The organism is Bradyrhizobium sp. HKCCYLRH1030, from assembly GCF_051168395.1.
In the GTDB taxonomy this organism is placed as follows: domain Bacteria; phylum Pseudomonadota; class Alphaproteobacteria; order Rhizobiales; family Xanthobacteraceae; genus Bradyrhizobium.
Genome location: NZ_JBNPUY010000001.1, coordinates 1,089,723 through 1,107,771 on the forward strand (window position 1 = coordinate 1,089,723; position 18,049 = coordinate 1,107,771).

Annotated in this window: 25 protein-coding genes; 3 read left to right on the forward strand and 22 right to left on the reverse strand. The window is 65.3% G+C overall.

Annotated elements, in window-relative coordinates:
* Window positions 1–42: 42 nt before the first annotated feature.
* Window positions 43–420: a winged helix-turn-helix transcriptional regulator gene (locus ACQR1E_RS04970; protein ID WP_315714545.1), complete on the reverse strand. Its 378-nt coding sequence runs from the start codon at window positions 418–420 to the stop codon at window positions 43–45.
* A 117-nt stretch (window positions 421–537) separates the two neighbouring features.
* On the opposite strand from ACQR1E_RS04970, the gene ACQR1E_RS04975 reads away from it, so the two are divergent.
* Both ACQR1E_RS04975 and chrA read left to right on the forward strand, forming a co-directional pair.
* A complete protein-coding gene (locus ACQR1E_RS04975) occupies window positions 538–1,554 on the forward strand; it encodes a zinc-binding alcohol dehydrogenase family protein (RefSeq protein ID WP_315827339.1) in 1,017 nt (338 codons plus the stop codon).
* A 217-nt stretch (window positions 1,555–1,771) separates the two neighbouring features.
* Window positions 1,772–3,001, forward strand: coding sequence for a chromate efflux transporter (gene chrA / locus ACQR1E_RS04980; RefSeq protein ID WP_434896742.1), 1,230 nt, complete (start codon window positions 1,772–1,774; stop codon window positions 2,999–3,001).
* A 74-nt stretch (window positions 3,002–3,075) separates the two neighbouring features.
* Here chrA and ACQR1E_RS04985 read toward each other — a convergent pair whose 3' ends face one another.
* Entirely contained in the window at window positions 3,076–3,372 is a 297-nt protein-coding gene (locus ACQR1E_RS04985) for a hypothetical protein (protein WP_315749624.1), read from the reverse strand.
* Window positions 3,373–3,719: 347 nt separating this feature from the next.
* On the opposite strand from ACQR1E_RS04985, the gene ACQR1E_RS04990 reads away from it, so the two are divergent.
* A complete protein-coding gene (locus ACQR1E_RS04990; RefSeq protein WP_434896743.1) occupies window positions 3,720–5,180 on the forward strand; it encodes a hypothetical protein in 1,461 nt (486 codons plus the stop codon).
* Window positions 5,181–5,323: 143 nt separating this feature from the next.
* Here ACQR1E_RS04990 and ACQR1E_RS04995 read toward each other — a convergent pair whose 3' ends face one another.
* The 20 genes from ACQR1E_RS04995 to rplN all read right to left on the reverse strand — a co-directional run bounded on the left by ACQR1E_RS04995 (window position 5,324) and on the right by rplN (window position 18,019).
* A complete protein-coding gene (locus ACQR1E_RS04995; protein ID WP_315714550.1) occupies window positions 5,324–6,661 on the reverse strand; it encodes a chloride channel protein in 1,338 nt (445 codons plus the stop codon).
* 21 nt (window positions 6,662–6,682) lie between these two features.
* Complete coding sequence (locus tag ACQR1E_RS05000) at window positions 6,683–6,979, reverse strand: DUF1330 domain-containing protein (RefSeq protein WP_434896744.1); 297 nt, start codon at window positions 6,977–6,979, stop codon at window positions 6,683–6,685.
* An 8-nt stretch (window positions 6,980–6,987) separates the two neighbouring features.
* Window positions 6,988–7,782, reverse strand: coding sequence for an SDR family NAD(P)-dependent oxidoreductase (locus ACQR1E_RS05005; protein WP_434896745.1), 795 nt, complete (start codon window positions 7,780–7,782; stop codon window positions 6,988–6,990).
* A gap of 270 nt (window positions 7,783–8,052) precedes the next feature.
* Entirely contained in the window at window positions 8,053–8,340 is a 288-nt protein-coding gene (locus ACQR1E_RS05010; protein ID WP_434896746.1) for a hypothetical protein, read from the reverse strand.
* A gap of 123 nt (window positions 8,341–8,463) precedes the next feature.
* A complete protein-coding gene (rplQ, locus tag ACQR1E_RS05015; RefSeq protein WP_315754213.1) occupies window positions 8,464–8,877 on the reverse strand; it encodes a 50S ribosomal protein L17 in 414 nt (137 codons plus the stop codon).
* A 173-nt stretch (window positions 8,878–9,050) separates the two neighbouring features.
* Window positions 9,051–10,082, reverse strand: coding sequence for a DNA-directed RNA polymerase subunit alpha (locus ACQR1E_RS05020; RefSeq protein ID WP_315714554.1), 1,032 nt, complete (start codon window positions 10,080–10,082; stop codon window positions 9,051–9,053).
* A 112-nt stretch (window positions 10,083–10,194) separates the two neighbouring features.
* Window positions 10,195–10,584 (reverse strand): 30S ribosomal protein S11, encoded by a 390-nt coding sequence (gene rpsK / locus ACQR1E_RS05025; protein ID WP_006611861.1) that lies wholly within the window; start codon window positions 10,582–10,584, stop codon window positions 10,195–10,197.
* 129 nt (window positions 10,585–10,713) lie between these two features.
* Window positions 10,714–11,082: a 30S ribosomal protein S13 gene (gene rpsM, locus ACQR1E_RS05030; RefSeq protein ID WP_315714555.1), complete on the reverse strand. Its 369-nt coding sequence runs from the start codon at window positions 11,080–11,082 to the stop codon at window positions 10,714–10,716.
* 195 nt (window positions 11,083–11,277) lie between these two features.
* Window positions 11,278–12,156 carry an adenylate kinase gene (locus ACQR1E_RS05035; RefSeq protein WP_434896773.1) on the reverse strand — a complete coding sequence of 293 codons (879 nt, stop codon included), beginning with the start codon at window positions 12,154–12,156 and terminating at the stop codon, window positions 11,278–11,280.
* An 84-nt stretch (window positions 12,157–12,240) separates the two neighbouring features.
* The gene (gene secY, locus ACQR1E_RS05040; RefSeq protein WP_315714557.1) at window positions 12,241–13,575 is read right to left on the reverse strand and encodes a preprotein translocase subunit SecY; all 1,335 of its coding nucleotides are present in this window, start codon (window positions 13,573–13,575) and stop codon (window positions 12,241–12,243) included.
* Window positions 13,576–13,731: 156 nt separating this feature from the next.
* Entirely contained in the window at window positions 13,732–14,217 is a 486-nt protein-coding gene (rplO, locus tag ACQR1E_RS05045; RefSeq protein WP_009031841.1) for a 50S ribosomal protein L15, read from the reverse strand.
* An 11-nt stretch (window positions 14,218–14,228) separates the two neighbouring features.
* Complete coding sequence (gene rpmD / locus ACQR1E_RS05050) at window positions 14,229–14,420, reverse strand: 50S ribosomal protein L30 (protein ID WP_006611856.1); 192 nt, start codon at window positions 14,418–14,420, stop codon at window positions 14,229–14,231.
* Between the two features lie 60 nt (window positions 14,421–14,480).
* Window positions 14,481–15,053 carry a 30S ribosomal protein S5 gene (gene rpsE / locus ACQR1E_RS05055; protein WP_006611855.1) on the reverse strand — a complete coding sequence of 191 codons (573 nt, stop codon included), beginning with the start codon at window positions 15,051–15,053 and terminating at the stop codon, window positions 14,481–14,483.
* A 48-nt stretch (window positions 15,054–15,101) separates the two neighbouring features.
* On the reverse strand, window positions 15,102–15,464 hold the full coding sequence (rplR, locus tag ACQR1E_RS05060; protein ID WP_006611854.1) for a 50S ribosomal protein L18: 363 nt from the start codon (window positions 15,462–15,464) through the stop codon (window positions 15,102–15,104).
* Window positions 15,465–15,475: 11 nt separating this feature from the next.
* A complete protein-coding gene (gene rplF, locus ACQR1E_RS05065) occupies window positions 15,476–16,009 on the reverse strand; it encodes a 50S ribosomal protein L6 (protein ID WP_315714558.1) in 534 nt (177 codons plus the stop codon).
* Window positions 16,010–16,022: 13 nt separating this feature from the next.
* Window positions 16,023–16,421: a 30S ribosomal protein S8 gene (gene rpsH / locus ACQR1E_RS05070; protein ID WP_315714559.1), complete on the reverse strand. Its 399-nt coding sequence runs from the start codon at window positions 16,419–16,421 to the stop codon at window positions 16,023–16,025.
* A 13-nt stretch (window positions 16,422–16,434) separates the two neighbouring features.
* Window positions 16,435–16,740 (reverse strand): 30S ribosomal protein S14, encoded by a 306-nt coding sequence (rpsN, locus tag ACQR1E_RS05075; protein ID WP_434896747.1) that lies wholly within the window; start codon window positions 16,738–16,740, stop codon window positions 16,435–16,437.
* A gap of 46 nt (window positions 16,741–16,786) precedes the next feature.
* Window positions 16,787–17,344 (reverse strand): 50S ribosomal protein L5, encoded by a 558-nt coding sequence (rplE, locus tag ACQR1E_RS05080; RefSeq protein ID WP_172108070.1) that lies wholly within the window; start codon window positions 17,342–17,344, stop codon window positions 16,787–16,789.
* The gene (rplX, locus tag ACQR1E_RS05085; protein ID WP_315714561.1) at window positions 17,337–17,651 is read right to left on the reverse strand and encodes a 50S ribosomal protein L24; all 315 of its coding nucleotides are present in this window, start codon (window positions 17,649–17,651) and stop codon (window positions 17,337–17,339) included. The genes rplE and rplX overlap by 8 nt, the downstream gene beginning before the upstream one ends.
* Window positions 17,651–18,019, reverse strand: a complete 369-nt coding sequence (gene rplN, locus ACQR1E_RS05090) for a 50S ribosomal protein L14 (RefSeq protein ID WP_006611848.1) — start codon at window positions 18,017–18,019, stop codon at window positions 17,651–17,653. The genes rplX and rplN overlap by 1 nt, the downstream gene beginning before the upstream one ends.
* Between the last annotated feature and the right edge of the window lie 30 nt (window positions 18,020–18,049).

An 18,049-nucleotide genomic window follows, 5' to 3' on the forward strand; every position in this document is an offset into this window, starting at 1 on the left:
ATGACGGTTTCGATATAAGCGGAACGGCCGGTGCGGCCAAGCTCAGGCGGCCTGATGCGGCGATTTGATGGTCTCTGCAACGGGCGCGCAGGACAGCCGTTCCTGGTGCCGCTCGCCCCAGCTTCTGAGAACCTCGATCACCGGCCGCAGGCTCTCGCCGACCTCGGACAGGCTGTATTCGACGCGCGGCGGCACCTCGGCATAGACCTTGCGGACGACTAGCCCGTCCTCCTCCAGCGCACGCAGCTGCTTGGTCAACATGCGCTGGGTGATGCCGGGCATCAGCCGGCGCAGCTCGCCGAAGCGCTGGCTGCCACCCTGCAGGTGGTAGAGGATCACGCCCTTCCACTTGCCGTCGATCAGATCGAGCGTGGCTTCGACCGCGCAGCCGGGACGGCGGGTGAAATTCTTCCGTTTCATCGCGTGTTGGCCCAATAGTATCCAAACGGGGACTAGTTCCCCATTTTTACAGTACTTGCTGAACTGGCGCCAGCAGGACAAACAGATCCTATCGCCAAGCCAACCAGGAGGCTGTTCATGAAGGCCGTCGGATACCAGCAGTCGCTGCCCATCACCGAGGACCGCGCGCTCTTCGATCTCGAGACCGCCAAACCCGAGCCGAAGGGACGCGACATCCGCGTCGCCGTGAAAGCGGTGTCGGTCAATCCGGTCGACACCAAGGTGCGCAAGCGCGCCGCACCGCCCGCCGGCGAAACCAAGATCCTGGGCTATGACGCCGCTGGCGTGGTCGAGGCTATCGGCCCGGACGTGAGCCTGTTCAAGCCCGGTGACGAGGTGTTCTACGCCGGCTCGATCCTGCGCCAGGGCACCAATGCCGAATTCCATCTGGTCGACGAGCGCATCGTCGGCCGCAAGCCGAAGAGCCTGTCGTTCGCCGAAGCCGCCGCCCTGCCCCTCACCTCGATCACCGCATGGGAGCTGCTGTTCGACCGGCTCGGCGCCGTCCCCGGCAAGAGCCTCGATGACCGCACCTTGCTGATCACGGGTGCGGCCGGTGGCGTCGGCTCGATCCTGATCCAGCTTGCGCGCCGCCTCACCGGCCTGACGGTGCTCGCCACCGCGAACCGCCCGGAATCCCGCGACTGGTGCCTGTCGCTCGGCGCCCATGCCGTCATCGACCACGGCAAGCCGATGAAGGAGCAGATCGACGCGCTGAAGCTGCCGCCGGTCGCGCTCATCGCGAGCCTCACCCACAGCGACCAGCACTACAAGGCAATCGCCGACTTCATGACGCCGCAGGGCAAGTTCGGCCTGATCGACGATCCCGCCGAGTTCTCGCTCGCCGCCTTCAAGGGCAAGGCGATCTCCATCCACTGGGAATCGATGTTCACGCGCTCATCTTTCACGACAGCCGACATGATCGCGCAGCACCATCTGCTCAACGACGTGTCCGACCTGATCGACAAGGGCGTGATCCGCACCACCCTTGGCGACAATTACGGCACCATCAACGCGGCCAACCTCAAGCGCGCGCACGCGTTGATCGAGAGCAACACCTCCCGCGGCAAGATCGTGCTGGAGGGATGGAGCTAACTAACAGGCAACAATGGGCAAAGGCGCCCCCGCGGTCTCCCCGCGCGCGAGATCGCGGTGGCGCCGTGCCCCACCATCCCGCCGATCGAAGGCATAAGATGGCCGGCAGCCGACGCGCGGTCCGATCAGCGGCCATGAGCGATCGAGACTGGCCGACGGTCCCGTTTCCCCTTAACGAAAGCCGATAGGAACCTCCTCGCGCCTGGAACGAACGTCCGTGAGCAGCCTGAAGTCCGCGACCAACCCGCCCGCCGATCACGGCGGGCGCTCCGGATCTCCGCTCGAGGTTCTGCGGATCTTCTTCACGCTCGGCCTGACCTGCTTCGGCGGTCCGATCGCCCATATCGGCTACTTCCGCGACGAGTTCGTCGTCAGGCGGAAGTGGATCGACGAGCATGCCTATGCCGATCTGGTCGGGCTGTGCCAGTTCCTGCCCGGCCCCGCCAGCAGCCAGGTCGGCTTCTCCATCGGGCTGATGCGGGCCGGCTATCTCGGCGCGCTCGCCGCCTGGACCGGCTTCACCCTGCCATCGGCCGCGATTCTCGTCCTGTTCGCCTATGGTGCCGGCCAATTGAGTGGTCCGGTCGGCGACGGCCTGCTGCACGGACTGAAGCTGACCGCGGTCGCCATCGTCGCGCAGGCGGTCTGGGGCATGGCGCGCACGCTCTGTCCCGACCGGACGCGCGCCTCGATCGCGGTCGCCGCAACCCTCGTCATCCTATTCAGCACCGCCTCGCTCGCCCAGATCGGAGCGATCGTTCTCGGCGGCCTCGCCGGTCTGTGGCTCTGCCGCGGCGAGGCGGCGCCGTCCGGACACGTCGCGATCCCGGTGTCGCGGACCGTGGGGCTGGTTGCGCTCGCCATGTTCGCCATCCTGTTGGCGGGACTTCCGCTGCTGCGCGGCGTGACGGGATCGACCGGCGTCGCCTTGTTCGATGCCTTCTATCGCTCCGGCGCGCTGGTGTTCGGCGGTGGACATGTCGTGCTGCCGCTGCTGCGCGAGGCCTTCGTCGGACCTGGCTGGCTGAGCGACGACGCCTTTCTCGCCGGCTACGGCGCCGCGCAGGCCGTCCCGGGCCCGCTCTTCACCTTCGCCGCCTATCTCGGCACCGTTGTCGTTCCGGAGCCGCATGGGATCGTCGGGGCCGCGCTCGGTCTCCTCGGCATCTTCCTTCCGGGCATGCTGGTCCTGCTCGCCGCGCTGCCGTTCTGGGACTCGCTCCGCAAGCGCGCCGGCACCCAGGCGACGATGCGGGGCGTCAACGCTGCGGTCGTCGGTGCGCTGGGAGCGGCCCTGTACGACCCGGTCTGGACGACCACCGTCCACAACGCCGCGGATTTTGGCATCGCGCTGGTCGGCTTTGTCCTCTTGGTCGCCTGGCGCGCGCCGCCGCTCGTCGTGGTCACGTTCAGCGCCCTGGCCGGCGTCGCAGCCGCGCTGGTGTGAGCGGCGCCGCCGCATCACGTGGTGGCAAAGCGCCGCCGAAGCGGCGCTTTGCCACAGCGAGCTACCGTGCGCGGCTAATTGTGCTTCTTCCAGAAGATGCGCGCGCCCTGCACGGATTGCGCGACGTTGATGCGGGCACGCTCGAACGGCGTCACCACGCCGTCCGCCTTGGCCTTGTTTTCCAGCTTCTGGACGTGGATCTGACCGCGGACGAGCTGCTGCGCCTCCGGATAGGTCAGCCGTCCGCTCGCGATGCCGTTGTAGATGCGATGTGACTGGTTGTGCTGCCGTGCATCGATCAGCGGCGTGCCCGCAAGGCTTGCGCCCGACGTCAACGCGAGCAGCAACGCAGCGGCCATGATGGACTTCATTTCACTCTCCTGTGGTTGCTGTCCACCGGCGTGAAGACCTCATTGTCCGCACTTCTCCAGCGAACGGCCGCCAGGATGCACGCGATCCGTGGTGTCAACCGTGCCTGCGCTCACACTGCAGCCCGTGTCGGCTGGTGAAGACGAATGCTGCCGCGAGCCGCATTCCACTGCCGCGAGGGGCGTCCGAAAAAAATTGCGGACTGCGTGAGCTGCCGGTCTTGCAAATCTCACCTTTGGGTGCATGTTCGCCGCGCACTACTTTTGAATGAATCATTTTTAACAATCATTTGCGACGCATGGCGGCGACCATCGGCCCGTCCCAGCGCGCACATCAATGGAGACCGGCCATGAAGACGATTCAGTGGCTCATGCTCACTTTCGCGACGACCGTCACCGCGAGCGGCCTTGCCGGCGCTCTCAACCCCGCCAGCGCTGCTCCGCCGCCGGCGAAGAACTGCCCGGCCTTCGGCTGGTCGGAGGGACTGGGCAATTATCTCAAGCCGGACGCCGCCTTCCCCACCTCCGACACCAAGACCATCCCGACGCCGGACTGCAATTTCCATCAATGGTCGTGGGAGGCGTTCGTCTGGGCGACAGCGCTGGTGAAGGACTCGGGCTCCGGCGCCGCCGTGCCGCGGTTCATGACCTTGGCGACGCCCGACGAGCTGCTCGGCAACGCCGAGAATGCCGGCGCACCACGGCAGCGCCCGCTGACGCTGGCGGCCCGCGCCCAGGTCTTCCACGGCACGGCCGGCTTCACCGAAGGTGCCGGCGCCATCGTCGAAGCCGACGGCAACATGCTGGTCGCGCAGAACGGCTATCCCGTCTACGCCTCGGTCCACATGAACCAGGGCTATTTCAACACGGCGCGCAAGAACCTGATCGCGACCGGCGGCTACCAGAGCCAGCCGGCAGATTCCTCCTTCGCCGTGGGCGATGCGGTGTTCAAGGCGACGTGGCTGCGGCTCGACCCCGGGCAGGCACCGCCTGCGGGCGCCTATACGACCCAGGCACAGGTGCCGGTGCTGGAGAACAACGTCACCCCCGGCCTGATCACGATCCGCCCGACGCCCGGCAAGTTCGTCACGGTGACCGTGGCGCTGATCGGCTTGCACGTGGTCGGCTACACCGAGAACCACCCCGAATTCCTGTGGGGCACGTTCGAGCTGAAGAACAACTCGCCGCAGACGCCGGACAACACCTTTGCGCCATCGGCAAGCCGCTCCGATCCGAAGAGCTACACGCTCTACAAGGGCCGCACGCCGTTCTCGCAGGTCAACATCGCGGCGCTGCCCGGCGCCAACCGGCCGCAGTTGCGGCTCGATCCGGCGACCCAGAAGCTGACGCCGGTGACCAACGTCGTGCTCGAGAACCAGACCGGCGGCGAGAACCAGCCCAACGGCGTCGGCAACATCTTCGCGATCACGGTGCAAGCCCAGGGCTTTCTCTCCGGCCTGAAGGGCCCGCAATCGACGTTCGCGAGCTACAGCCTCGACGGCACCGTCTGGATGCTCCCCAACTCGTACAACCTGAACAGCAACCAGACCAGCGCGGTCGGCTCGGTCAATCTCGCCAACGCCACCGCCGAGACCTTCGTGCAGAACGCCGACAACACGCCGATCAAGAACGTGCTGAACTGCTTCCTGTGCCACAACCCGACGTCCTATTCGTTCCAGACACCGCCGCCGGCCAAGCTGCCGAACCGGCTGATCGCGCTGAGCCACGTGCTGTCGATCGGCTCGCCCTACGAGGTGCCGAACTCGATCTCCGGCCGGCTCCTGATGCGGCCGGATCCGTTCAGGAAGTAGGCCGACGAACCTTGCGCGGCGGCGCCGGCAACGGGGCCGCCGGCAGCCCTTTCGAGCCGATGGCAGATCTCAGGATCTGCCATCAAGCGATTGAACCGACAGCCGTTATCGGCGCGCTCCGAACATGGTGGATGAGCGCTTGGTCAGGACGGCGCTGTGGCCTGCTTCGACTCCTGCGCGGCCTCAGCCTTGGTCTCAGCTCGGGCGACGAAGCCCTTGGCGAGAGCGTGATAGAGCCCCTCCTCGCAGATCAGACGCGAGGTGCCGTAGGCGATCAGCGAGGCCATCATCAGCGGCACCACCATGGCGTGGTTGTCGGTCATCTCGGTGACGATGACGAAGGCGGTGATCGGCGCCTGCACGACGCCGGCGAAATAGGCGACCATGCCGAGCAGCATGATCGGCGCCAGTAGCGACTGCTGGAACAGGCTGGCGACGTTGGCGCCGATACCCGCCCCGACTGCGAGCGACGGCGCGAAGATGCCGCCAGGAATGCCGCTGATCGCGGCAAAGGTGGTGGCGAGGAATTTCAGCACGCCGAAATCGCCCGGCAGCGGCGTGCCGGTCTCCAGCGCCCCTTTCACCTGGGCATAGCCGGTGCCGTAGATGGTATCGCCTGACGCCAGCCCGCACAGCGCGACGGCAAAGCCGCAGGCGAGCGCGAACGGCAGCGGGTGGCGCTTGATGAGCCGGCCGGATGCCCCGGGCAGCCCGCGCGCCATCGTGATCAGGATGCGGCTGAACAGGCCGCCGGCGGCACCGCCCAAGACCCCGCAGACGGGCACCGCCAGCCAGTCGATGCCCTTGCCGAGCGCGATCGGCGTCGTGCCGAAATAGGCGTAGTTGCCCATCAGGGCCAGCGAGGTCAGGCCAGCGGCGATCACGGTGGCGATGACGAGGCTCGAGGTCCGTGTCTCGAAGGCACGGCTCATCTCCTCGATGCCGAACACGATGCCGGCCAGCGGCGTGTTGAAGGCGGCCGCGACCCCGGCGGCGGCGCCGGCCAGGATCAAGCCCGGCTGCCGCCGCGGCGACAGCCGGCCGAGCGCGAACATGATGGAGGCGCCGACCTGCACGGTCGGCCCCTCGCGGCCGACCGAGCCGCCGCACAGCAGCCCGAGCAGGGTCAGCAGCACCTTGCCGATGGCGATGCGGATCGACACCAGCGGGCTGCGCGCGCTCGTGTCCGTCAGGTGGCGCGCGGCGATGGCCTGCGGGATGCCGCTGCCTTGCGCGTTCGGGAAGAAGCGCTGGGTCAGATAGACCGACAGCGCGAAGCCGGCGGGCGTCACGATCAGTGAGGCGTAGCGTGATTTCGACAGCAGCCAGTTGAAGGCGAGCTGGGCCAGGTCGGCGAGCTCCGCCAGCGCCACCGCCGCCGCGCCCACCACCAGGCCGCCGGCCACGAACAGCACCCGCCGCTGCCACCGCGCCGAGGTCAGCTTGAGCCAACGCCTGCGGCGGGGGGTGATGGTCAGCATGGGCGCAACAGAGTCCGTTTTCTACGCAGGTGCAGCACCCTCGACGAAAATCAGCCGGCGGTCCAGCGCCTTCCAGCGCTCGCCCAGGGCGTCGGCGTATTCGGCCGACGCATACCATTCTCGCAGCCGGGCTATCGACGGGAACTCGACGATAATGAGGGTCTTGGCCGGCGGGCCGCCTTCGACCGTCTCGGAGGTCCCGCCGCGGACCAGATAGCGCCCGCCATATTGCGCGATCGAGTGCGCCGCGCGGGTGCGATAGCGTTCCATCGCCTCGATGTCGCGCACCTCGACCTCGGAGATGACGTAAGCCGCCATGGCCGGCCTCAGGCGATGGTGTCGAGGATGCCGCCCTCGGCGCGCAGCGCGGCGCCGTTCGTGGCGGAGGCCTGCTTGGAGGCGGCGTAGACGACCATGTTGGCGATCTCGTCGACACCGGCGAAGCGCTGCAGCAGCGAGGCCGGCCGGTGCTGCTTGACGAAAGACGAGGCCGCCTCCTCCTCCGACTGGCCGTTCTGACGGGCGAGATCCTTGACGAAGGTCTCGACGCCTTCCGACATCGTCGGTCCCGGCAGCACTGCATTGACGGTCACGCCGGTGCCGCGGGTCAGTTTGGCGAGGCCGCGGGAGACCGCGAGCTGCGCGGTCTTGGTCATGCCGTAATGGATCATCTCGGTCGGGATGTTCACCGCCGACTCCGAGGAGATGAAGATGATGCGCCCCCAGTTGCGCTTCAGCATGCCCTGCATGTAGGCGCGCGCCATGCGCACGCCGGACATGACGTTGATCTCGAAGAAGCGGCTCCAGTCCTCGTCGGGAATGTCGAAGAACTCCTTCGGCTCGAAGATGCCGGCATTGTTGACGAGAATGTCGACCTCGGGCAGCGCGGTGACGATGGCGTTGCAGCCGCCGATCTGAGCGACATCGCCGGCGACGCCGCGCAGCTTCGCCGCCGGAACCGCCTGCTTCAGCTTCGCGACGGCCGCATCGACACGGTCGGTGGTCCGGCCGTTCAGGACGACCTCGGCGCCCGAGGCGGCCAATCCCTTGGCAATGGCGAAGCCGATGCCGGCGGTGGACCCGGTGACGAGCGCAGTTTTTCCTGAAAGGTCGATGTACATGAGCAGCTCTCCGTTGTGCTGAAGGAACGGATGTGGGGCGTCGCGCGCCGACACTCAACGCGCCGCGCGCAGAGCTGATCCTCGAAATAAGACGGCGCCCGAAGGCGCCGTGGTTGTCAGCTCGTGGTCCCTATCAGGATAGCCGCTTCGCGCTTGCCGTTCAGGACCTGCGCCAGCTCGGTCGCGAAACGTTCGACGAGTGCATATTCGGTCAGGAAGCGGATCGAGGCGCAGTTGTGCAGACCATCCGTCCCCTCCGCGCGTCCGACGCTAGCTCGGCATGTACGAGCAACCGGCCGCGAGATCGTATGGCTTGATGGTGATCCGGATCAGCCATTGCACGAGGACGCCTTTGCCATCCCAATATCCCCCGTCGATCGTCGGCGGCGTCTGCGACGACAGCGGATAGGCGCGCAGTCGCCCAAGGAAAGATTCCAGGTTGCGACCGAACCATGCCTCACCCTGCGCGGCGAAGGCGCCCGTCTTGGCGGTGGCCACGATCTTGCCGGTGCCGTCCTCATCAGGCTCGTACACGATGTGCAGCTCTGCCGCACTCATACGTGACACTCCGAACGATCACGCTTCCGATCGACGACCTGACCGCCAAGCCGCGACCAAACACGCCTGCAAAACGAAAACGGCGCCCGAAGGCGCCGCTTTGAAAATCTTGACCAGATCCGCTTACGCGGCTTCCGAGGTCTCCTGCACCGGGCCGGAATCCAGGCCCTTGGCATCGACGTCGCGATCGACGAACTCGATCACGGCCATCGCGGCGTTGTCGCCGTAGCGGAAGCCGGCCTTGATGATGCGGGTGTAGCCGCCGTTGCGGTCCTTGTAGCGGGGTGCCAGGACGTCGAACAGCTTCTTGACCTGGTCGACATCGCGCATCTCGGCGATCGCCTGGCGACGCAAAGCGAGACCGCCCTTCTTGCCGAGGGTGACGAGCTTCTCGACGATCGGCCGCAGCTCCTTGGCCTTCGGCAGCGTGGTGACGATCTGCTCGTGCTTGATCAGCGCTGCGCACATGTTGGCGAACATCGCCTTGCGATGCTCGGCGGTGCGGTTGAGCTTCCGATGAACCTTGCCGTGACGCATTGTCTTAGTCCTTCATTTCTATCTGCCGCGACGGTTCGTCGGACATGTTGCTCAGGTGGGCTGCCTGCGTTCGCCCGAGTGATGGACGTCATTCCGGGGCGATGCGCAGCATCGAACCCGGAATCTCGAGATTCCGGGGTCGCCTCTTCGAGGCGCCCCGGAATGACGAATGCTCAGTAGTGATCCTCGAAGCGCTTGGCCAGCTCGTCGATGTTCTCCGGCGGCCAGCCCGGCACTTCCATGCCGAGATGCAGACCCATCTGGGCCAGCACTTCCTTGATCTCGTTCAGCGACTTGCGGCCGAAGTTCGGGGTGCGCAGCATTTCCGCTTCCGACTTCTGCACGAGGTCGCCGATGTAGACGATGTTGTCGTTCTTCAGGCAGTTCGCCGAACGTACCGACAGCTCGAGCTCGTCCACCTTCTTGAGGAAGGCCGGGTTGAAGGCGAGGTCCGGGATGATCTCCTGGGCGACTTCCTTGCGCGGCTCTTCGAAGTTGACGAAGACGTTGAGCTGGTCCTGCAGGATGCGGGCGGCATAGGCCACCGCGTCCTCCGGCGTGATCGCGCCGTTGGTCTCGATCGTCATGGTCAGCTTGTCGTAGTCGAGGATCTGGCCCTCGCGGGTGTTCTCGACCTTGTAGGAGACCTTGCGGACCGGAGAGAACAGGCTGTCGACCGGGATCAGGCCGATCGGGGCGTCCTCGGGGCGGTTGCGATCGGCGGCGACGTAGCCCTTTCCGGTGGCGACCGTGAACTCCATGCGGATCTCTGCGCCCTCGTCCAGCGTGCAGAGCTGCAGGTCAGGGTTGAGCACCACGATGTCGCCGACGGTCTGGATATCGCCGGCGGTGACGGCGCCCGGGCCCTGCTTCTTCACGACCATCCGCTTCGGGCCTTCGCCCTGCATCTTGATCGCGATGTCCTTGATGTTCAGCACGATGTCGGTGACGTCCTCGCGGACACCAGCGATCGAGGAGAACTCGTGCAGCACGCCGTCGATGTGCACCGACTGCACGGCGGCGCCCTGCAGCGACGACAGCAGGATGCGGCGCAGCGCATTGCCGAGCGTCTGCCCGAAACCGCGCTCCAGCGGCTCGGCAACCACGGTGGCGAAACGGGTCGCGTCGGAGCCCGGCGTGACCTGGAGCTTGTTCGGCCGAATCAATTCTTGCCAATTCTTCTGGATCGTCACTGTTTCACCCATGGGCCAGTCATGGGATCTGACTGACTGGCGTTGGAGAACCGCGCTTCAGATCGCGGCAGTCGAAATGTCTCAAAAGCACGACGAGGCGGACATGCTGTCCGCCTCTTTCAGATTAGACGCGCCGACGCTTGCGTGGGCGGCAACCATTGTGCGGGATCGTCGTCACGTCGCGGATCGAGGTGACGGTGAAACCCGCAGCCTGCAGCGCACGGAGCGCCGATTCACGGCCGGAACCCGGGCCGGCAACCTCGACCTCGAGGGTGCGCATGCCGTGTTCCTGAGCCTTCTTGGACACGTCCTCCGCCGCGACCTGCGCGGCATACGGGGTCGACTTGCGCGATCCCTTGAACCCCATCGTGCCGGCCGACGACCAGGCAATGGTGTTGCCCTGCGCGTCGGTGATGGTGATGGTGGTGTTGTTGAACGACGAATTCACGTGGGCGACGCCGGAGGCGATGTTCTTGCGCTCACGACGGCGGACACGTGCGGCTTCCTTGGCCATATAAGTACCTTTCTCGAGATCTCAACGCCGCCGTAGTGCCAGCGGCTACACCAGAAAGGCGAATGGTGAATAGCGAGTAGCGAATAGGGATTGCCCCTACTCGCCACCCGCTATCAGCAATTCGCCAAATTACTTCTTCTTGCCGGCGATCGCCTTGGCCGGCCCCTTGCGCGTGCGCGCATTGGTGTGGGTGCGCTGGCCGCGCACCGGCAGGCCACGACGATGGCGCAGGCCGCGATAGCAGCCGAGGTCCATCAGACGCTTGATGTTGATGCCGGTCTCGCGCCGCAGGTCGCCCTCGACAACATAGTCGCGGTCGATGATTTCGCGGATCTGCAGGACTTCCTGGTCGCTCAGCTGGTTGACGCGGCGATCCTCGGCAATCTTGACCTTGTCAATGATCTCGCCCGCGATCTTCGGGCCGATGCCATGGATATACTGGAGCGCGATCAGGACGCGCTTGTTGGTCGGGATGTTGACACCGGCAATACGGGCCACGGACTTCTCTCCTGTCACCGATCCCAGGATGGACCGGCCTTCGTTCTCGCTATCTCGGGCAGGTGTCCGCAAACGCGAACAAGACGCCCACCCCTCGATTCGTGGGGCCCGGCATCTTTGGAAAACCATCCGACTTGGATGCGGGCTTATTAATGGATTCACACGGCGGTCGTCAACCGCCCCTACAAGATTCGGTCACCTCTTGGCGCGCTTTTTTGCAGCCTTTGCAGAGGTTTTCCGGGTTCCCCGGGTCGCCTTGGCAGCGGGCTTGGGGGCCTTCTTCGCAGCCTTGGAGGCTTTCTTGGGGGCCGCTTTTGCTCCCTTTTTCGCAGTCTTTGCGGCCTTTTTTGCTGTCTTTGCGGCCTTTTTCGCCGGTGCAGGCGCCCTCGGAGCCTTTCTGGCCGATTTTGCCGGCGCGGTCTTGCCCCGAGCCTTGGCACTGCGCTTGGCCGGGTTCGCCTTTTTGGCCGCCCGGCTCCCGCTGGACTTGCCAACGGCGGCCAGGATCCGTCCGATCTCCTCGGTGACCTGCTCGATCGGCATCATGCCGTCGACGGTCGCCAGCATCCGATGGTCCGAATAATAGTGGATCAGGGGCTCGGTCTGGTCGCGGTAGCTGGCTAGGCGCTTGGTCAGGACCTCCGGCGTATCATCGGCCCGCACAGCCTCGCCGCGCGAGCGGGTCTCGGCGGCCCGGCGCTCGACGCGCTCAAGCAGCACGCCTTCATTGACCCGGAGTTCGATCACCGCGTCGAGCTTCATCTGCTTCTGCTTCAGCAGCGCATCCAGCGCCTCCGCCTGCGGCACCGTGCGCGGGAAGCCATCGAGGATGAAACCATTGGCGGCGTCCGGCTGCTCGATCCGGTCGGCAATGATGCCGACCACGACCTCGTCCGGGACAAGGCCACCCGCCGCCATGATGTCCTTGGCCTTCAGCCCGATCGGCGTCTGCGCCGCCACCGCGGCACGCAGCATGTCGCCGGTCGACAGCTGAACGATGCCATATTGCTGCACCAGGCGCTGCGCCTGCGTTCCCTTGCCCGAACCGGGCGGCCCCAGAAGAATGAGTCTCATCGAATTTCGCCCCCCGGCACACGGTGAGCGACCCTCCCGCACACCTTGTTCTTGGCTTGGTGGTTCCCGGGCCGCGATCCGCCGCTATCCGCGGCGGCGCCCCCGCAGCTTCGACTTCCTGATCAGCCCCTCATACTGATGGGCGAGCAGATAACCCTGAACCTGCGCCACGGTATCCATCGTAACGCTGACCACGATCAGAAGCGAAGTGCCACCAAAGTAGAACGGGACGGAAGCGTAGGAAATCAGAATTTCCGGGATCAGACACACGATCGCCAGATAGATGGCGCCGAGCACGGTGATCCGCGACAGCACGTAATCGATATATTCCGCGGTGCGCTCGCCTGGCCTGATGCCGGGGATGAATCCGCCATGCTTCTTCAGGTTGTCGGCGGTCTCGGTCGGGTTGAACACGATCGCGGTGTAGAAGAAGGCAAAGAACAGAATCAGCGCCAGATACAGCACCAGGAACAGCGGCCGGCCATGACCGAGCTGCGTCGTGATCCACTGGAACCACTCGGGTCCCTTGCCGGCGTTGAAATTGGCGACCGTGGTCGGCAGCAGCAGCAGCGACGAGGCAAAGATCGGCGGGATCACGCCCGAGGTGTTCAGCTTCAGCGGCAGATGCGAGGACTGGCCCTCGAACATCTTGTTGCCGACCTGGCGCTTCGGATACTGGATCAGGAGCCGGCGCTGGGCGCGCTCCACGAACACGATGAAGGCGATCACGGCGACGGCCATCACGATGACGATCAGGATCAGGCCGGTCGACAGCGCGCCCTGGCGGCCGAGCTCGAGCATGTTGGCAAGCGCCGAGGGCAGCTCGGCCACGATGCCGGACAGGATGATCAGCGAGATGCCGTTGCCGATGCCGCGCGAGGTGATCTGCTCACCGAGCCACATCAGGAACATGGTGCCGCCGGTCAGCGTGATCGCGGTGGAGAGGCGGAAGAACAGGCCGGGATCGGCGACGACGTTGCCCGCGCCTTCGAGGCCGACGGCGATGCCGTAGGACTGCACGGCAGCAAGAATCACCGTCAGATAGCGGGTGTATTGATTCAACATCTTGCGGCCAGCCTCACCCTCTTTCTTGAGGGCTTCGAGCTGGGGCGAGACGGTGGTGAGCAACTGAATGATGATCGATGCCGAGATGTACGGCATGATATTCAGCGCGAAGATCGCCATGCGGTGGATGCCGCCGCCGGCGAACATGTTGAACATGCCGAGAATGCCGCCGGCCTGCGTGCGGAACACCGAGTCCCAGATGTTCGGGTCGATGCCCGGCAGCGGAATGTAGGTGCCGAGGCGGTAGACCAGCAGCGCGCCGAGGGTGAACCAGATGCGCTTCTTCAGCTCATCGGCCTTCGCAAGCGCGCCGAAATTGAGGTTTGCCGCCAGTTGTTCCGCTGCTGAGGCCATATCTAGCTTTCTCCCGCCGCCCTTCTTCACCGCACTGGGCCCCGCGAGGGCTCGCAGGGCTGGGCAGACGCCGGATATTATCTGGTGCGCGGGCGCGTTCTGTCCATTGCCCTGCCCTCTCCGGCATGCGCCGGCGGCAGGGCAATGACGCAGATGTTACGCCGCCTCGCCTTCGTCCTTGGCTGGCGCCAGGAGCTTGACGGTGCCGCCGGCCTTCTCGACCGCCGCAATCGCCGACTTCGAGGCGCCATGCACCTCGATGTTGATCTTGGCCTTGAGCTCGCCGCGGCCGAGCAGGCGCACGCCGTCCTTGGCGCGGCGCAGCGCACCGGACTTCACGAGGGACTCGGCGTTGATCACGCTGCCGGCGTCCAGCTTCTTGGCATCGATCGCCTGCTGGATCCGGTCGAGATTGATCTCGACGAAATCGAGCGCGAAGATGTTGTTGAAGCCGCGCTTCGGCAGACGGCGATGCATCGGCATCTGACCGCCCTCGAAGCCCTTGATGCGCACGCCGGAGCGCGCGGTCTGGCCCTTGCCGCCACGGCCCGAGGTCTTGCCCTTGCCGGAGCCGATGCCGCGGCCGACGCGCATGCGCTTCTTGCGCGCGCCGGCGTTGTCGGCGATATCGCTGAGCTTCATCGCCCTTCTCCTTACTTCTCGTCGACGATGCGGACGAGATGATGAACCTTGGTGATCATGCCGCGGACCGCCGGCGTATCCGGCAGCTCGGTCACGCGGCCGATCTTGTTGAGCTTCAACCCGATCAGCGTCTCGCGCTGCGAGTGATGCCGGCGGATCGGGCTGCCGATCTGCTCGATCTTGATCGTCTTGGCGCTAGCCATCGTGTTCACTCCGAGTTGCGCCATCCAGCGGACGGCGCGCGTTCGTTAGTCGGCCCAACCTTAGTCGGCGGCGGCTTCGGCATCGCCACCGACGCGGCGGGCCTGCAGGGTCGACACCTTGATGTTGCGGCGCGCGGCGACCGAGCGCGGGCTATCCTGGTGCTTCAGCGCGTTGAAGGTCGCGCGCACCATGTTGTACGGGTTGGACGAGCCGATCGACTTCGCCACCACGTCCTGGATGCCCAGCGTCTCGAACACGGCGCGCATCGGGCCGCCGGCGATGATGCCGGTACCGGCCGGAGCCGCACGCAGATAGACGCGACCTGCGCCGTGACGACCGAAGATGTCGTGGTGCAGGGTGCGGCCCTCGCGCAGCGCGACCCGGGTCAGGTTGCGCTTGGCGGAGTCGGTCGCCTTGCGGATCGCCTCCGGAACCTCACGTGCCTTGCCGTGGCCGAACCCGACCCGGCCCTTCTGATCGCCGATCACGACGAGCGCCGCAAAGCCAAAGCGCTTACCGCCCTTCACGACCTTCGCGACTCGGTTGATGTGGACGAGCTTGTCGACGAACTCGCTGTCGCGCTCCTCGCGCTCCTTGCGATCGCGACCGCCTCGTTCCCGTTCACCTGCCATGGTGCTATCCAATCTTCTGAGGGGCTCTGACGCCCATATCCATTGATGTTAGAAGCTCAGCCCGCTCTCGCGCGCCGCGTCGGCCAGCGCCTTGACGCGCCCGTGATAGAGATAGCCGCCGCGATCGAACACGACTTCCTTGATTCCCGCCTTCACCGCGCGCTCGGCGAGCAGCTTGCCCACCGCCTTCGCCGCGTCGATGTCGGCACCGGTGTTGCCGGCCGAGCGCATCTCCTTCTCCATCGACGACGCGGAGGCGAGCGTCTCGCCCTTCTGATCGTCGATGACCTGAGCGTAGATGTGCTTCGACGAGCGGAACACCGACAGACGCGGACGGCCGCCGGCGGAGCGGCGCAGCGACAGCCTCACGCGCTGCTTGCGCCGGGCATTCGTAACCTTGGCTCTCGACATGTCCGGCTCCGTTACTTCTTCTTGCCTTCCTTGCGGAAGATGAATTCACCCGCGTACTTCACGCCCTTGCCCTTATAGGGCTCCGGCGGCCGGTAGGCGCGGATTTCAGCGGCCACCTGGCCGACGCGCTGCGGGTCGATGCCCGTGACCGTGATCTCGGTCGGCTTCGGCACCGCGATGGTGATGCCCTCCGGGATCTGGTAGACGACATCGTGGCTGTAGCCGAGCGCGAGCTGCAGGTTCTTGCCCTGCATCGCGGCGCGGTAACCGACGCCGGTGATCTCGAGCTTCTTCTCGAAGCCCTTGGTCACGCCTTCGACCAGGTTGGCGATCTGGGCGCGCGCGGTGCCGTACAGCGACCGGGCGCGCTTGGTCTCGGAACGCGGGGCAACCTTGACCTGGCCGTTCTCGAACTTCACGTCCACGTCGTCATGAACGATGAACTGAAGCTGGCCCTTCGGCCCCTTCATCTTGACGGTCTGTCCGTCGACGGAGGCCGTCACTCCGGACGGCACCGCCACAGGCTTCTTGCCAATACGTGACATGGCTCAATCCTTCTTAGAACACCGTGAAGAGAACTTCACCGCCGACATTCGCGTCACGCGCGCTGTGGTCGGCCATGATTCCCTTCGGTGTCGACAAAACAGAAATTCCGAGCCCGTTGTTCACACGCGGCAGGTTCTTCACCGAGGTGTAGACGCGGCGGCCGGGCTTGGAGACGCGCTCGATCTCGCGGATCACGGGCTCGCCGTCAAAATATTTCAGCTCGATCTCGATCTCGCTGCGGCCCGACGGATGCTCCAGCGTGGCATAGCCACGGATGTAGCCTTCGGACTTCAGCACCTCGAGCACGCTGGCGCGCATCTTCGAGCCAGGCGTCGAGACCTTCGACTTCGAGCGCATCTGCGCGTTGCGGATGCGGGTGATCAGATCGCTGATGGGATCGTGCGTTGACATGGTGCGACCCTCCTTACCAGCTCGACTTCACGAGGCCCGGAACCAGGCCCTTGGACCCGAGCTCGCGCAGCGCGATGCGGCTCAGCTTGTTCTTGCGGTAGTTCGACCGCGGCCGGCCCGTCAGCTCGCACCGGTTGCGGATGCGAGTCGCCGACGAATTGCGCGGCATCTCGGCCAGCTTCAGGGTCGCGGCAAAGCGCTCCTCCATCGGCCTGGACTTGTCGGCGATGATCGCCTTCAACCGGGCGCGCTTCGGGGCGGCGTTCTTCGCCATCCGCTTGCGCCGGTTGTTCTTCTCGATTGAACTCTTCTTTGCCATGCTTGGCTCCTGGGTATCCGCGTTTGAGAAGCTTGAAGTCAGCTGCTCACTGCCGGAACGGGAAATTGAATGCGGTCAGAAGGGCACGGGCCTCGTCGTCGGTCGTCGCGGTGGTGCACACCGTGATGTCCATGCCCCAGCTCTCCCCGGCCTTGTCGAAGTCGATCTCGGGGAAAATGATGTGCTCCTTGATGCCGAGCGAATAGTTGCCGCGGCCGTCGAAGCTCTTCGGGTTCAGGCCGCGGAAGTCGCGGACGCGCGGCAGCGCGACGTTGATCAGGCGGTCGATGAACTCGTACATCTTCGTCTTGCGCAAGGTGACCTTGCAGCCGATCGGCTGGTTCTCGCGCAGCTTGAAGGTCGCGATGGCGACGCGCGAATAGGTCACGACCGCCTTCTGGCCGGCGATCAGCGACAGGTCGGCCGCGGCGGTTTCCGCCTTCTTGCGGTCGTTCACGGCCTCGCCGATGCCCATGTTGAGCACGACCTTGTCGAGCCGCGGCACCTGCATGACGTTGGCGTAGCCGAACTTCTCGGTCAGCTGGCTCTTGATCGTGCGGTCGTATTCCGTGCGGAGGCGCGGGGTGTAAGCAGTCTCAGCCATCGATCTCAACTCCCGAGCTCTTGGCAACGCGGACCTTCTTGCCGTCCGCCTGAATCTTGAATCCGATGCGCGTCGGCTTGCCGTCCTTGCCGACATAAGCGACGTTCGACAGCTGGATCGGCGACTCCTTGCTGATGATGCCGCCCTCCTGGTTCTGGGTCTGCTTCTGGTGACGCTTCACCAGGTTGATGCCCCGCACCAGCGCCGTCCCCTCGTCGGGACGCACCTCGAACACCTCGCCGGTGCGACCCTTGTCGCGACCGGTCAGGACGATCACCTTGTCGCCCTTGCGGATCTTGGCAGCCATCACAGCACCTCCGGCGCAAGCGAAATGATCTTCATGTGGTTCTTGGCGCGCAGCTCGCGCGGCACCGGCCCGAAGATACGGGTGCCGACCGGCTCCGACTGGTTGTTGATCAGGACGGCCGCATTGCGGTCGAAGCGGATCACCGAGCCGTCGGCGCGGCGGATGTCCTTGCGGACGCGCACCACGACGGCTTTCATGACGTCGCCCTTCTTCACCTTGCCACGCGGAATGGCTTCCTTGATCGACACCACGATGATGTCGCCGACGGTGGCATAGCGGCGCTTCGAGCCGCCCAGCACCTTGATACACATGACACGGCGTGCGCCGGAATTATCGGCCACGTCGAGGTTGGTCTGCATCTGAATCATTGATGCACCTCGTCCTCTTCATCTGCTGCG